The sequence below is a fragment of the Arthrobacter sp. 92 genome (assembly GCF_050260325.1).
GTDB lineage: Bacteria > Actinomycetota > Actinomycetes > Actinomycetales > Micrococcaceae > Arthrobacter.
In genome coordinates this window covers 2,459,494-2,473,187 of the sequence record NZ_CP189863.1, presented here as the reverse complement: position 1 = coordinate 2,473,187, position 13,694 = coordinate 2,459,494, and the positions used below count along the sequence as shown (strand labels likewise).

General features: G+C 64.5%; 13 protein-coding genes. 4 read left to right on the top strand and 9 right to left on the bottom strand.

Annotated elements, in window-relative coordinates; translation table 11 throughout:
* Positions 1 to 36: 36 nt before the first annotated feature.
* From ACP4XC_RS11395 to ACP4XC_RS11385, 3 genes are read right to left on the bottom strand one after another with little or no spacing between them, the layout of a single operon-like run.
* Positions 37 to 1,119, bottom strand: a complete 1,083-nt coding sequence (locus tag ACP4XC_RS11395) for a glutathione S-transferase family protein (protein ID WP_427169627.1) — start codon at positions 1,117 to 1,119, stop codon at positions 37 to 39.
* Positions 1,120 to 1,128: 9 nt separating this feature from the next.
* Complete coding sequence (locus ACP4XC_RS11390) at positions 1,129 to 1,884, bottom strand: M50 family metallopeptidase (RefSeq protein WP_427169625.1); 756 nt, start codon at positions 1,882 to 1,884, stop codon at positions 1,129 to 1,131.
* Positions 1,881 to 2,246 (bottom strand): TraR/DksA family transcriptional regulator, encoded by a 366-nt coding sequence (locus tag ACP4XC_RS11385; RefSeq protein ID WP_427169623.1) that lies wholly within the window; start codon positions 2,244 to 2,246, stop codon positions 1,881 to 1,883. Before ACP4XC_RS11385 ends, ACP4XC_RS11390 begins: the two co-directional genes overlap by 4 nt.
* Positions 2,247 to 2,433: 187 nt before the next feature.
* Between ACP4XC_RS11385 and ACP4XC_RS11380 the strand changes: the two genes are divergently transcribed.
* Positions 2,434 to 2,937: a hemerythrin domain-containing protein gene (locus ACP4XC_RS11380; RefSeq protein ID WP_427169621.1), complete on the top strand. Its 504-nt coding sequence runs from the start codon at positions 2,434 to 2,436 to the stop codon at positions 2,935 to 2,937.
* A 50-nt stretch (positions 2,938 to 2,987) separates the two neighbouring features.
* The gene (gene malQ / locus ACP4XC_RS11375; protein WP_427169619.1) at positions 2,988 to 5,141 is read left to right on the top strand and encodes a 4-alpha-glucanotransferase; all 2,154 of its coding nucleotides are present in this window, start codon (positions 2,988 to 2,990) and stop codon (positions 5,139 to 5,141) included.
* 42 nt (positions 5,142 to 5,183) lie between these two features.
* On the opposite strand, the gene ACP4XC_RS11370 is transcribed toward malQ, so the two are convergent.
* The 6 genes from ACP4XC_RS11370 to ACP4XC_RS11345 form a co-directional block, all read right to left on the bottom strand.
* Complete coding sequence (locus ACP4XC_RS11370) at positions 5,184 to 6,047, bottom strand: HNH endonuclease (protein ID WP_427169617.1); 864 nt, start codon at positions 6,045 to 6,047, stop codon at positions 5,184 to 5,186.
* A 26-nt stretch (positions 6,048 to 6,073) separates the two neighbouring features.
* Positions 6,074 to 6,721 (bottom strand): hypothetical protein, encoded by a 648-nt coding sequence (locus ACP4XC_RS11365; protein WP_427169614.1) that lies wholly within the window; start codon positions 6,719 to 6,721, stop codon positions 6,074 to 6,076.
* A gap of 64 nt (positions 6,722 to 6,785) precedes the next feature.
* Positions 6,786 to 6,944 carry a hypothetical protein gene (locus ACP4XC_RS11360; protein WP_427169612.1) on the bottom strand — a complete coding sequence of 53 codons (159 nt, stop codon included), beginning with the start codon at positions 6,942 to 6,944 and terminating at the stop codon, positions 6,786 to 6,788.
* 28 nt (positions 6,945 to 6,972) lie between these two features.
* A complete protein-coding gene (locus ACP4XC_RS11355) occupies positions 6,973 to 7,449 on the bottom strand; it encodes a hypothetical protein (RefSeq protein WP_427169610.1) in 477 nt (158 codons plus the stop codon).
* 546 nt (positions 7,450 to 7,995) lie between these two features.
* Entirely contained in the window at positions 7,996 to 9,279 is a 1,284-nt protein-coding gene (locus ACP4XC_RS11350) for a class I SAM-dependent methyltransferase (protein WP_427169608.1), read from the bottom strand.
* 179 nt (positions 9,280 to 9,458) lie between these two features.
* Positions 9,459 to 10,001, bottom strand: a complete 543-nt coding sequence (locus ACP4XC_RS11345) for a hypothetical protein (protein WP_427169605.1) — start codon at positions 9,999 to 10,001, stop codon at positions 9,459 to 9,461.
* Between the two features lie 324 nt (positions 10,002 to 10,325).
* Between ACP4XC_RS11345 and ACP4XC_RS11340 the strand changes: the two genes are divergently transcribed.
* Together ACP4XC_RS11340 and ACP4XC_RS11335 are read left to right on the top strand one after the other, a co-directional pair.
* Positions 10,326 to 11,465, top strand: coding sequence for a S53 family peptidase (locus ACP4XC_RS11340; protein WP_427169603.1), 1,140 nt, complete (start codon positions 10,326 to 10,328; stop codon positions 11,463 to 11,465).
* Between the two features lie 180 nt (positions 11,466 to 11,645).
* Positions 11,646 to 13,685: a hypothetical protein gene (locus tag ACP4XC_RS11335; protein WP_427169601.1), complete on the top strand. Its 2,040-nt coding sequence runs from the start codon at positions 11,646 to 11,648 to the stop codon at positions 13,683 to 13,685.
* Positions 13,686 to 13,694 lie beyond the last annotated feature (9 nt).

The window sequence follows — 13,694 nt, the reverse complement described above, 5'->3', positions numbered from 1 at the left end:
CCTACCCTAGCGGTGGCGCCGGCCGGCGCCGCGCACTCAGTGAGCGCCGTGTCCCGGCGCCACTTCTTCGCCGTCGTGGACCGGGCCCGGTGCTGTGCCGTCGCCGAAGGGACGGCCGCCCAGCCGTTCACGTCCGTGGTCCGTCAACCAGCCCGAGAGTTCCGGCCCCTGGGGAACAATCCTCGTGGGGTTGATGTCCTCGTGGACGATGTAGTAATGCTGTTTGATTTGGACGAAGTCGATGGTGTCGCCGAAGCCCGGAGTCTGGAAGAGGTCCCGGGCGTAGCCCCACAGCGCCGGCATTTCGCTGAGCTTTTGCCGGTTGCACTTGAAGTGGCCGTGGTACACCGCGTCGAACCGGACCAGGGTGGTGAACAGGCGTACGTCCGCTTCGGTGATGGTCTCCCCGACCAGGAAGCGCTGGCCCGCAAGCCGCTGCTCCAACCAGTCCAGGGCGGTCCAGAGCCTTTGATAGGCAGCATCATAGGCGGCCTGGGAGCCGGCGAAGCCGCAGCGGTACACCCCGTTGTTGACTTCCGTAAACACCCGTTTGTTGACCGTGTCGATCTCCTGGCGCAAGGACTCCGGGTAGAGGTCGGGAGCTCCGGGCCGGTGGTATTCCGTCCACTCCGTGGAGAAGTCGAGGGTGATCTGCGGAAAGTTATTGGTGACCACCTGGCCCGTGGGTACCTCCACGATGGCCGGAACGGTGATTCCGCGGGGATAGTCCGGGAACCTGCGGAAGTAGGCATCCTGGATCCGCTCGATGCCGAGCACGGGGTCAACTCCGCCCGGGTCCAGATCGAAGGTCCAGGAGCGTGCATCGTGTGTCGGTCCGGGCTGCCCGAGCGAAATCACGTCCTCCAAACCCAGCAACCGGCGAACAATCACCGTTCTGTTTGCCCACGGGCAGGCACGGGCAGCAATCAGCCGGTACCTTCCGGGTTCCACGGGCCACCCGGGCTCGCCCTGCTGGCCCGGTGCGGCGTTGCGGGTTATCCGGTCCTCGATGTAGTTGGTGTCCCTGGTGAACTCTTCTCCGCCTGTGACATAGGCGCCGCGGGTGCTGAAGCTGTGATCAGCGTGGGGCATGGTGCCGGACTGGATTTCAGAAGTCATGCTTCCACTTTATGTCGGCCCCATGGCAAGAGAGGCGAGGACCAGGGCCACCGGCTGCCAGGCGACCCACCAGGCTCCCGCCACCACGGCCGAGAAAAGCGCAATCCAGACGAAGGACGGCACGGACGTTGCCCTGTACAGGAGGTGCGCGTCGGAGCTCGCCAGCTTCTCCCGGCGCCGGAGGTGAACGTTGGCGAGCTTGGCCAGATCACGGACCGCGGCCACGAGCAGGGCCAGGCCAAGTGCGATCACCACATGGCCCGTGAATTCGGGCGGCACGAAAAGTGCCAGAAGCACCGACGCGGCAAGTGCTGTGAACGTGATGATGAAGCCGATGGCGTTGCGCAGGAACAGCAGCGAAAGCCACAGGATGACTGTGCCGCCCGACAGGGCGGCGGGGCCCCAGCCGTGGAAACCCGACCAGACCATGGCTGCCCCAACTACACCCGGCACGGGGTAGCCCCAGAACATGGACCAGACTGCGGGGAAGCCTCCCCGGCTGTAGGTGGTGGTGGTTCCGGAATGGTCCAGGTTCAGCCGGATGCCCCCGAGCCGTTGTCCGGTCATCAGGGCGGAAAAGGCATGGCCCAGTTCATGGGTCACCGTCGCAAGGAGGCCAAAGTAACGCCACGATAGCCGCGGCAGGGAGAGCACAACAGCAACCAGCACCACCAGCACCAATTCCACCGTCGTCACATGAGGAGAAGGTGACTGGGTAAGACTGGAAACGATTCTCTGCCACAGACTATCGGCCATATTGCTCATGCCCTGCCGCCGGATTGCCCGCGTGCGTGGTCAATGCAAAAGGGCGTCCACGGCCGTGCCTCGAGCCGTCCTTCGGCAATGGGGGCACCGCAGACTTCACAGCGCCCGTAGCTGCCCGCCGCGATCCGTCGCAGCGCAGCCTCGACCTGTTGGAGGGACTCGTTGCTTTGCCGCATGAGCGCGGACGCTTGGGAAAGCTCGAAGGCGATGGTGGCTCCTTCAGGATCGTGCTCGTCGTCGACGTTGGAGTCCTGGCGGGCCGCGTTGGCTGCGCTGATATCCTCGCGCAAGGCCGGGATTAAGATCATTCTTCGTTCCCGCTCCGCTTCGAGGAGGATTCTGAACCGTTCGACGTCAACCATAGGATCCAAGGCTAGCCCGGCGGCCGCTGCAGGCGAAGCCGGGACCCCGGGGCGGGCCCGGGGGAGGGGGCCCAAAGCCCCTTGCCCGGTTGCCGGCAGTCCCTAGAGTGAAAGTGGATGCGGTCACAAGACGGCCGGAAGCTTCCTGCCCCGCCGCACTTCAACTCCGTCCAGCCCGGGAGAGGTCATGAACCAGCCGATACACAAAGATGCAGGGGCCGAAAACACGGCCATGGAGGCTGTGGAGCGGCACCACGCCAGCATGCTCAAGCGGCTCACCGCCTTGGTGGCTGCCTTGACGCATTCTGTCGAGGTAAGGGATTCCGTAGCCGAGCACGACGCCCACGAGGTTCTCCTTGAATGGTGCGAAAACGATCTGGTGCCCCATGCACTCGCCGAAGAGGGCCCGCTGTACGGGGGACCTCGGGGATCGGCGGAAGGCAAGCTGCTGGTGGAGGGCATGCTGGCCGAACATCAAGTGATCGTGGGTCTCGTGGAGGAATTCAGGAGCGCCAAAGGGGTTGCTGCCGCCGTGGCCGCCGGGGCCATCCAACGGATCTTTGCCTTGCACCTGGACAAGGAGAACCACCTCCTGATGCCGTTCGTTGCTGCGTCCCCCGACATGTCCCTGGCCGCGGCAGTCGAGGGACTGCACGAATTGGTCGGCGAAGCGCACATCAGGCGTACGTAAATTGCCCCCGTGAGGTTGCCCTCGACCCGCCACCCAATAGAGTAAAGGCCATGGCAGGCTTAGGTGACCACGAAAAAGACGAAGAGCTACTCCGCAAACTGGCGTCGGCCCATGGGGTGGGCATTTCCTTTCGCGGCTGGGACGGCATGGAACACGACGTCTCCTCCTCGACATTGCTGAGTGTGCTGACCTCACTGGGGATCCATGCCCGGACCTCCGGGGACATGCTGGAGGCCTTGAAGGACGCGGAGCTGGCCCCGTGGCGACGCCTGCTGCCTCCAGTTGTGGTGGTCCGGGAGGGCCGCGAGTCCGTCGTCGCCGCCCACGTTCCCCACGGGGATCCGGTGAATCTCTGGATCAGCCTCGAGGACGGAACACACCTCGACGTTCCGCAGCGGGACCATTGGGAGGAACCGAGGGAGGTGGACGGCATTCTCAAAGGACGGGCAAGCTTTGCTCTTCCCGGATTTCTCCCGCTTGGTTGGCACACCCTGCACGCGGACGCCGCCGGGGACCACGCGGAGTGCACTCTCGTGGTAACGCCGGAGCGGCTCGAAACCACACAGCGGCTGCAGGGGACCCGCCACTGGGGGCTTACGGCCCAGCTCTACTCCGTGAGATCGTCCCGGTCATGGGGGGTGGGCGATTTCGCCGACCTCGCCGATCTTGCAGCGGCATCGGGACGCGACGGCGCCGGCTTCGTGCTGGTCAATCCCCTGCACGCCGCAGAACCCTGCCCTCCCATCGAGGACTCGCCCTATCTGCCCACCACGCGGCGCTTCTTCAACCCCCTGTACATCCGCGTCGAGGACATCCCCGAATACGGCTATCTCGACTCCGAATCCCGCACCCAGGTGGAAAAGCACGCCACCCGGCTGCATGCCGCGAATGCCAGCGGCGGACTCCTGGACCGCAACTCCAGCTACGAAGCAAAGCTGGCTTCCCTTGAACTGATTTTCCGCGTTCCCCGAAGCGCCCGGCGCGCCGCGTCGTATGAGGACTTCTGCTCGGGACACGGCAGGGGACTCGACGACTTCGCACTATGGTGCGCGCTCGCCGAGGAACTGCCGCCCTCCGCACCCGAGTGGGCCGGCCCGGCGTCATCGCCGGACTCCGCATATTCGCAGGCAATGCGGGAACAGCTGTCGGACCGCGTGGAGTTCCACCGGTGGCTGCAATGGATCTGCGACCAGCAGCTGGAAGCTGCGCAACGTTCGGCCGTCCAGTCGGGCATGCCCATTGGCGTTGTTCACGACCTTGCAGTGGGCGTGAAAATGGGCGGCGCCGACGCCTGGATGCTCAAGGACGTTCTCGCCCGGGGCGTCACGGTGGGAGCACCGCCGGACATGTTCAACCAGCAAGGCCAGAACTGGACCCAGCCGCCATGGCACCCCGGCCGGCTCGCGGAAACCGGCTACGGGCCCTACCGTGACATGCTTCGAACCGTCCTGCGCCATGCGGGCGGAGTCCGCGTTGACCACATCCTCGGCCTTTTCCGCCTGTGGTGGGTGCCTGCCGGCGCAGGGCCCGCGGAGGGAACCTATGTGTATTACGACCATGAGGCCCTCATCGGGATTCTTGCCCTCGAAGCCCAACGTGCCGGCGCGATCGTGATCGGCGAGGATCTAGGGGTCTTCGAGCCGTGGGTCCGCGACTACCTATCCGAGCGCGGCATTTTCGGCACCTCCATCCTGTGGTTCGAGTACGACGCCGACGGCCCGCTGCCGCCCGAACGCTACCGGCCCCAATGCCTCACGAGCGTCAACACGCATGACCTGCCGCCGACCGCCGGCTACCTTGCAGGTGACCACGTCACGCTTCGTGAATCGCTGGGACTGCTCGCGCGCCCCGTGGAGGAGGAACACGCGGCGGCCAGAGCCGAGCAGGAAGCGGTACTGGCCCTCGTCCGCGACCACGGGCTCTTACCGGATCCGGCACACAGCAGCGTCCAGCAGACGGTCGAGGCACTCTACGCCTTTACGGCGCTAACGCCTTCGGTACTTCTGGGCGTGGCACTCGTGGACGCTGTGGGAGAAACCCGCACACAAAACCAGCCGGGCACGGAGGCTGAGCACCCCAACTGGCGGATACCGTTGGAGGGGCCCGACGGGCCAGTGCTTCTTGACGATCTGCCCGCTAACGAGCGCTTCAATTCGCTGATCAAAGTGATGCGGAATGCGCTGGAGCCAGCGGACAGGGCCTAAGGGCGCCGGCGCGCGTCGCGTGCGCCGGCAACCGCCGAACGCCTAGTCGGAAGTCGCACCCATGATCCGTCGGGCGTTCCGCAGCGCCTCAAGTTCGGCGGATTCAAGCACCTGGCCTTGCAGATACCCGGCGGCCCCAATGATCCGCCGCAGTTCCGAGGGTGTGCGCGGCGTGGTGACGCCCCGGTGCGCCATCGCATGGCAATTAGCGCAGAGCGGCACGAGGTCGGTGATCGGGTCCAGCTCATAGCCGCTGCCCAGCTCGGCAACCGGGACAACGTGGTGGACGTGAATGAAGTCCTTGCCGATCTCGCCATAGACCATCTCGAAGGAAAACCCGCAGGCGGCACAGTTCGTACCGTAATGGGCGAGGCACAACCTCCGTGCGTGCTCATCGCGTTCATAGCGGTTCACATCCACCCGGCTGATAGCGGCCCCGGGATAGGTGCCGGGGACCGGCTGCGTGGGATCCGGGGACGGTTCGGGGCCCAGCTCCCGCCACAGATCCCTGATTTTCGCCTCATCCTCCTGATTGATGCACATGCCCGAGCCATAAACGCTGTTCCAACGAACACCGGGGATGCGTTCCTCGAGGACGTCCGCCGCTATCTGGTCGCCCAGTGGCAGCAGTGAGTCAAAAGCGACGGGGACCAACATCGCTGAGGTCCCCGGACCGCCGGGAGCGGACGGTGGGGGACCGGACACGATTCTGCCATGGCCGATCAATCCCGGCCCTTGCCTGCCCTGCCACACCAGCCAGGCGTCCGCACCCGCCAGGTCGGTCCGACGTCGTCCTACGCTCCAGTGGTGAACGAACTGACCGGTTTCCTGTACATGCAGGACCACCGACCCATAGTTCCATTCGTTCCAGTGGTCTGGATTCCATCCGACGATGATGGCGCTCATGAACCTATTGTCCCAGCGAGCAGGCGTCAGTAACCCGTCGGGAATTCATAAGTGGCGGTCACCGGCGCCGGGGCTTGACCGAAAGTTAGGACAATTTCGTCGTGCGCTTCCAATACGACGCCCCTGACGTCCCTGTTTTGCCTGTTCCCGTTGACATAGACGGTCCAGCCGTCGGTGCCCCCGTGCGAAGTTCCGGGGAGCTTGCTGGTTCCGTCCAGAATGCCCCATTCGGTGAGGACCTGGCCGAGGGTGTAGAGGGCCCCGACGGTGGGTGCTTCGATGTGTACGATGCCGGTGGTGTCGTGGGTGTGAAGGGCAGAGATTCCGTTGGGCTTGCCGTCGGCGCCGAAGCTGAAGCCAATGTCAGCCGGCACCGGCACCCTTGTGCCGTTCACAAAGACATCGAGGTGGGTGTGAATGTGCTCGGCGGCGCCCTCTGCGTCGAGGACGGTCAGGCCCGCTGCGCCAATGCGTCGGGCCGCTCCGGAGTGGTCCAGCCCCCATTCATCCGTTGCCGCCGGCTGGGACGTCCCCGGCGCTGCGGAAGGAGTTGATTCCGACGTCGCCGGTCCGGCCGGGCCGGGCATGGACGGCGCGCACGCCGCTGCCGTCAGGATGACGGCCAGGGGCAACGCGATGGCTACGGTCTTTTTGAACACTGCCTTCTTGAACACTGCGCACTCTTTCATCGGCAAGGGGAACCCGATCCCATCGGCCCAGCACGGGGTTCACGCCTCCTCAGAGGCCTGGCAAGACAGGCGTCTCAAAGTCCGATGCCGGCGTGTCGCGTGCCCCGGGATCCCCCGCAGCGTCCACCACCGGGGCTTCGCCCAGTTCGATCAGCAGGTCGTTGATGGAAATCTGGCCGGTGAGCTCAAGCGAGTGTTCTTCGCACATGGAACGACGATAGTTGCTTGAGCGGACCTCACGTCACATGGACACGCTGGGACCTGAGCCAGCTGTGGGCCTGGTCCCTGTCCGTGAAGTATTGACTGGGACAATTTGGCAGCGGCAGGCCGAGGAGACCGTGCGCGATGACACGGTCCACCGGCGTGCCACCAAGAATGGCGAACGCTGTGACCGTGACCGCTCCGCTGTACACGCCAATTGCTTCACGGCTCACCGAGCCCACCCCGGTGATCTCCAACAGGACGCCGCCAGGCGCTCCGCCGGTGAGGGTCAGCAGCTGCTCTCTGGTTCGAAGCCCGTCCTCTTCGGTGATCCGCGCGTTGGGCCTGAGGGTGATGCGGGCGATTCCCTCGCTCAGGCGGCCGACAACCACGTTGCCGCCCGTCCGCGCGAAATAGTCGGTAGCCCCCGGCCCGGACGCGGGCATTGCATCGTGATGGACCAAGTCGGCCGCAGGCTCCCTGGCATCGTCGGAAGTGGATCGGAATGTCATTTAGCCCCCAGTGTGGGGCGGTTCTCACCACGACCCGCTGCCGCGTGCATCCTGTACCTGTCCAGGCCAGGGTCGCCCCCCGCCGTCAATCTAATGTGACAAGGCACGGAAGTCCACATCGAGTCCAAAAAACGCCACCCGGTTCCTGCCCATTTCCTGATAATGGCATCAATGCTGTCGACGGGGCAGCCGATCGGGAGGACGATTAAAGGGCAATCACGGAGAGGAGGTTAGTGATGTGCTACTCGCATAACAAGGATTTCCGGCAGGACGTCAAAAAGGAAGTCGGCCGGGAGTCCGGTCGCCGCAGCGAGAGAACCCCGTCGGCCCGTTCGGAGCCGAGGGAGCACTTGGACTTCAAGTTCTGGGCTTTCCCCCGCCGCAGGCGGGAAAGTGCACCACAGGAGCCGGTGGTTGACCGCAGCAGCGAAAAAGTATAGCCGTAAGAGAGCCGGAGGGCCCTGGGTACCAGGGCCCTCCGGCTCATGTGTCTGGACTCGGTTTCCCGGACTCACCTGCCCAGGGACGCCTTCGATCCACTCAGTCTCAGATCCATTCCGTGCGCCGCAGCGGCGGCTCCGCTCCACCGGCCCGTTGCACGAGCACCTGGTTCACGCCAGTGAGCCCTGACTCAAAACCCAAGGCGCTGGCCGCCATGTAGAGGCGCCAAATACGCGCGCGCCCTTCGCTGCTTGCCTGGACTGCATCGGTCCAGTGTTCCTCCAGATTCCGGACCCAAGCCCTGAGCGTCAATGCGTAATGGCGGCGCAGCGCCTCGACGTCCAGGACTTCGAATCCGCCGGCCTCAAGGGCGGAGATCATGTGGGCGAGGCTCAGCATTTCCCCGTCCGGAAAGACGTAGCGGGGAATGAAGGAGTCCGGATCCGGGCTGATGGGTCCGGCGTTCCATGAGATGGCATGATTCAGCAGGCGGCCGCCGGGGGAAAGGAGATTGTAGAGCCGGGAGACGTAATTGCCGATCTGCTCGCCGCCCACGTGTTCTGACATTCCGATGGAGCTGATCGCGTCGAAAGGTCCGTCGTCGACGTCGCGATAGTCCTGCACCCGGATCTCGATTCGCTCGGTGAGTCCGGCCTGGGCCGCCCGCTTTCGGGCCAGTGACGCCTGCTCGGTCGAGAGAGTGACTCCGACGACGTCCACCCCGTAGCGCTGCGCGGCATGCAGGGCGAAGCTTCCCCAGCCGCACCCCACGTCCAGGACCCTCATGCCTGGACGCAATCCCAGCTTGCGGCAGACCAGGTCGAGTTTGGCGTCCTGGGCGGCGTCCAAGCCCGTTTCTTCGTCGTTCCAGACCGCGCAGGAGTAGACCATTGAGGGTCCGAGGACCAGCGCGTAGAACTCGTTACCCACGTCATAGTGGTGCGAGATTGCCGCGGCGTCCCTTCGCCGGGAGTGCCGCCGGCCGAGGCGGGTGATCTTGGCCTCCTCCGGCGGAGGCGCCGGATTCGGCCCCAGCGCCCCGAGTGCGACGGCGGCGCGGAGCAGGGACCATTTCTCGCGTGCCGTAAGAGGTCGGAAAGGGCCCGTTTCGGCGAATTTACCCGCCGAACTCAGGGCGGCGAAACTTCCGAAGATATCGCCGGGCGCCTCGATGTCGCCGGAAACGTATGCACGGCTCAGCCCCAGCTGGCCAGGGGACCAAAGCATCCGGCGCAAGGCTCGTCGGGACCGGAATTCCACAACCGGGGCCCCCTCCGGACCGGCTTCGGAACCGTCCCATGCCCGCAACCGGAGGGGGACCTCCGGTGTGCCCAGGACGATGGCCAGCGATTCGGCCAGCCGTGATGCGACGCTCGTCGGTTTCGTCATGTCATTGCCTCTCTTCCGCTGCCCTGTGTGGCTGTATGGCTCCATGGCGGCAGCCCTCCAGTCCCCGGAACTCCTAACCTACCTATCCCGTTGTTGCTGCGGTAGGGCCGTCCGGGCGCTAGTCTCGCTGAGATGTCCGGTGTAAGAAGCATGGCGAGCCGCGTCTCCGAGTGGCATCTTTAGCGGGGTCCGCGGAGTCGCGCCGCCGCCCACCATCCCACCAGCAGGCCGCCAAGCGCGAGGAGGAAGGCTCCGACGGTATCGTTTGACTCCCCGTGTTCTGCACCGTGCGGGGCCAGGGCCCGTCCTTTGTCCGCTTCAGGAGGCAACGGGGAGTCCGGGGCGGGGGAGGACGGGCCGGGCATGGCCCCAGGATCCGTCGCGGTGGCTTCCGTCTGCGCGGGCACAACTTCGGCTGTGCTATCACCCGACGGGCCTGCGTCGGTGGAACCAACGGGGGCGGCGGGTACAGCGCGGCCCGGGGCGCCCGGCGGCTGGGCCGTCCCTGTCACGGCAGGCGACGGCGTGGACGGGACAGACGGCGGAATGGCGGATGGCGTGGCTGTTGCGGTCGGTTTGGCCTGCGCAGGGGAGCAGATCAGCCCGGGAACGAGGTTACCCGCCGGGCCGCACCGCTCCGCGGCCGCAGGCGACGCCAGGATGAGGGGGATTGAGGCAATTGCCAACACCACTGCATAGGCGGCGCTCCTCGTGGTCATCATCGGGACCATCTTATGGTCCACGGCCGGATGGACCCGGAAAATTCCCTGACGGCGCGTCCCCTCGGCAGCGCCAGCCATCTGGCCGCCGGAAACGGCCAACTGTTTTCGGCGAAGGCGACTGGGGCCATGATGCCGGGGCGGTCCTGGCTAATTCACGCCGAAAAAGTGTGGCGCAAATCGTTCGAGAGGCATAGCCTGTGAGCGGTCTCTCCCTCTCGTCGGCGCCATGCCGATTAGTTTCCTGCCTCCGCCGGCAGCCGCCGGAAAGGTGGCCTGCCGGCGCCCGGAAGAGACGGTCTCTGTTTCTCATACCCGGGGGTTCCTATGTCTTCGCTCCAGCGCACTGCGCCCATTTTCCTAACCCTTGCCGCGCTCGTTCTGGCGGCAGCGGCGCCAGCCACGGCCGCCGCGGCTGCGGACACGGGACCACTGGACAGCCAGGGTCCGGCGCATGAGCACTATGCAAGCCATCCGCTGCGCGTTAAGCCCACGGTCACCAACACATCGCCCACCGGCCTGTCGCCCTCGACGATCAAGAGCGTCTACAGCTTCCCGACATCATCCACAGCCGGAGCGGGAACAACGATTGCCATTGTGGACGCTTACAACGACCCGAGCATCGAGTCCGACTTGAACGCCTTCAGCACTCAGTTCGGGCTACCTTCCTGCACCACGGCAAACGGATGCTTCACCAAGGTCAACCAGACCGGGGGCACCAACTACCCAAGGACCGACGCCGGCTGGGCTCTGGAAATCGCCCTCGACGTAGAGTGGGCTCACGCCGTGGCGCCCGGGGCCAAAATCCTGCTGGTGGAGGCCAAGAGCAGTAGCTTCACCAACCTGATGGCCGCCGAAGACTACGCCTCAGCGCATGCGCAGTACGTGTCCAACAGCTGGGGCGGGTCTGAGTTCAGCGGCGAATCGACGTACGATTCTCACTTCACCCGTTCCGGCGTCAGCTTTTTCGCCTCCGCGGGCGACAACGGCTCCCCGGCCACCTACCCGTCAGCTTCCCCTAACGTGGTTTCGGTCGGCGGCACAACTCTGAACCTGAACAGTTCCGGTGCCCTGACCAGTGAAACGGGGTGGAGCAGTTCCGGCGGCGGTTGCAGCGCGTACGAATCCGCTAACCCGGCACAGTCCTCGTTTAGCCAGTATGCCCAGCTGAATTGCGCAGGAAAACGCGGCACCCCTGACGTCTCCCTGGATGCTGACCCGGCCTCCGGCGTCTCCGTCTACGATTCCACCGCGTACAACGGCAAGTCCGGCTGGTTCACGGTGGGAGGCACCAGCGCTTCCTCGCCGATGTGGGCGGCACGTTCCGCTGACGCGGGAACCGTTGTGGACTCGAGCTACATTTACGGCTCCTCGCTGAGCTACCGGGACATCACCAGCGGCAACAATGGGAGCCCCTGCCTCGTGGGTGCGGACCTTGTGACCGGCCGCGGCAGTTGGGTCGGCTGATCCCTTCGACGAGCCGTTCGACGAAGACGGTGCGGCCATCAGCGCCGACGGCAAGGTGGCGAACGCTCGGGAACGACGCTGCCGGCCGCCCCATCACATGGCGCAAATACCGGCAGCTGGCCCTGGATGCTGGGCATGACATTGTGGCGTGATGGCGCCAGAAACGTTGGGGGAATGGGTATGGGTCTTTTCAGCGACGGCCACGGGCGATCAGCAATCCTTGTGCTGTCAGCCCTTGCGCTGCTCGGGTCATCACTTGTGATGGCTCCCGCCGCACAGGCCTCCTCTCAGGTCTACAATCCGTGCCAGCGCCTGAGCGATGGGCAAACGAAGTTCTCGGGTTACGGGGCAAACAGAGTCACGTTTGCGACTGCCACTGACCGCAACTCCGATGTCCTCACGATCACGGCATGTGTACGCTCTGGCAGCGGATACGTTCAGGAATGGCAGGACTGGGGATACGGAGGAATCAACGGCTTCGCCGCGCAGAACCAAGAGTGGGAAGACACGTACCGCTCACCCACAGGCTCATTCAGCTTCACCGAGGCGCTGGGACGGTCAAACCCCGGAACGGCCCTGTCCTACCATACGATCAATTATTGGTCGCGGTGGGGTGGGGAACGCGGAGCAAACTACAACCAGTACTTTGAAGGTGCCGGCGGGCCAGCCGACGAAAACCTGTACGACAACATGAACCTTGGCTACTACGAGCAGGCAGCGGTCATCAACTACAACCGTCAGCCTGACAGCGCAGTCGTTCAGGGCGCGTCCTTTGCGATCTTCTTCCACGCTGGTCGGGTTCCCAGTGCCGGCTGCATTTCCACCAGCCTCAGCACGGTAAACAGGCTTCTTCAGACGAACCGACCGGGTGACCGGATCGTCATGGGCGCTGTGGATGACGTGTTCACTCCCTACTCAAGTAATCCATTCGGCGCGATCACTCAGAAGTACGCGTCGATTGGCGGACCTGCGAGCGGACTTGGCAGCCCCAACGGCAACGAGACCGGCGGCTTGAAAGACGGCGGCGCCTACCAGAGCTTCCAAGGGGGCGCCATTGTCTGGTCCCCGTCTTATGGGGCACGCGTCTCTGTCGGGTCCATTCGAAACGAGTGGGCCAGCACCGGCTTTGAAAACGGCGTTCTGGGCTACCCCACTTCCGATGAAGCGGGCGGCCTCAAGAATGGCGGCGTGTATCAGATGTATCAAAGCGGCGCGATCGTATGGTCGCCCGCTTCTGGAGCACACGCCTCAACCGGTGCGATCCGAAGCAAGTGGCAAAGCGCCGGCTTTGAAAACGGGAAGCTTGGTTACGCCACCTCCGACGAAGTGGGAGGCTTGAAGAACGCTGGCGTCTATCAGATGTATCAAGGCGGCGCTATCGTGTGGACTCCGGCCACCGGCCCCCACATTTCGACAGGCTACATCCGCACGCTCTATGGCAACGCCGGCTTTGAGAATGGCGTCCTCGGCTACCCCACTTCGGATGAGTACCCCATCGGCGGAAGCGGAGTAGCCCAGGACTATCAGGGCGGCGTTATCGTCGTATCCAACAGCGGAGGGTACATCGTGTCAGGCGCCATCGGCGCAGAGTACAAGAACAACCCTGCCATGGGTTACCCGACGAGCAGCGAAGCCGGGATCAAAGACGGCGGCAAGTACCAGTTGTTCCAGAGCGGGGCGGTCATCTGGTCCCCGACAACCGGGGCGCACGCCTCTCTCGGCGGCACGCGTGCGGCGTGGGCCAGCACCGGCTTTGAAAACGGAACACTGGGCTACCCCACCACCGATGAGGTTCCGGTTCCCGGCGGCGTCTACCAGAAGTACCAGGGCGGTGTCATCTACTGGTCTCCTTCAACGAGCGGCAAGTTCATGTCCACTGACTATCAGGCCAAGTTCGACGGTTCAAACGGCTTGAGCGTGCTCGGGTTCCCGAACTCGAACAGGGTCACGGGCATCAAGGACGGCGGCCAGTACCAGAGTTTCCAGAACGGAGCCATCGTCTCGGCACCGGCAGTCGGGATCCGCTTGTCCGTCGGAGCAACCCGGGCGGCATGGGCAGGCACCGGCTTCGAAAGCGGCAAGCTAGGCTACCCCACCACCGACAATTACACCTCCACCGACGGAAGCACCGTCCAGGACTACCAGAACGGCAGGATCATCGTCAGCACGACGAAAGTCACGACCATCACGTACGGAACGGGCCTGCCTCCGGTGAACTAGCCTCAATCC

What these genes read in the sequence shown, in the direction of transcription:
- ACP4XC_RS11395 (WP_427169627.1), bottom strand. Translation starts at nt 1,119, where the DNA reads ATGACTTCTGAAATCCAGTCCGGCACCATGCCCCACGCTGATCACAGC.
- ACP4XC_RS11390 (WP_427169625.1), bottom strand. Translation starts at nt 1,884, where the DNA reads ATGAGCAATATGGCCGATAGTCTGTGGCAGAGAATCGTTTCCAGTCTT.
- ACP4XC_RS11385 (WP_427169623.1), bottom strand. Translation starts at nt 2,246, where the DNA reads ATGGTTGACGTCGAACGGTTCAGAATCCTCCTCGAAGCGGAGCGGGAA.
- ACP4XC_RS11380 (WP_427169621.1), top strand. Translation starts at nt 2,434, where the DNA reads ATGAACCAGCCGATACACAAAGATGCAGGGGCCGAAAACACGGCCATG.
- malQ (WP_427169619.1), top strand. Translation starts at nt 2,988, where the DNA reads ATGGCAGGCTTAGGTGACCACGAAAAAGACGAAGAGCTACTCCGCAAA.
- ACP4XC_RS11370 (WP_427169617.1), bottom strand. Translation starts at nt 6,047, where the DNA reads ATGAGCGCCATCATCGTCGGATGGAATCCAGACCACTGGAACGAATGG.
- ACP4XC_RS11360 (WP_427169612.1), bottom strand. Translation starts at nt 6,944, where the DNA reads ATGTGCGAAGAACACTCGCTTGAGCTCACCGGCCAGATTTCCATCAAC.
- ACP4XC_RS11355 (WP_427169610.1), bottom strand. Translation starts at nt 7,449, where the DNA reads ATGACATTCCGATCCACTTCCGACGATGCCAGGGAGCCTGCGGCCGAC.
- ACP4XC_RS11350 (WP_427169608.1), bottom strand. Translation starts at nt 9,279, where the DNA reads ATGACGAAACCGACGAGCGTCGCATCACGGCTGGCCGAATCGCTGGCC.
- ACP4XC_RS11345 (WP_427169605.1), bottom strand. Translation starts at nt 10,001, where the DNA reads ATGATGACCACGAGGAGCGCCGCCTATGCAGTGGTGTTGGCAATTGCC.
- ACP4XC_RS11340 (WP_427169603.1), top strand. Translation starts at nt 10,326, where the DNA reads ATGTCTTCGCTCCAGCGCACTGCGCCCATTTTCCTAACCCTTGCCGCG.
- ACP4XC_RS11335 (WP_427169601.1), top strand. Translation starts at nt 11,646, where the DNA reads ATGGGTCTTTTCAGCGACGGCCACGGGCGATCAGCAATCCTTGTGCTG.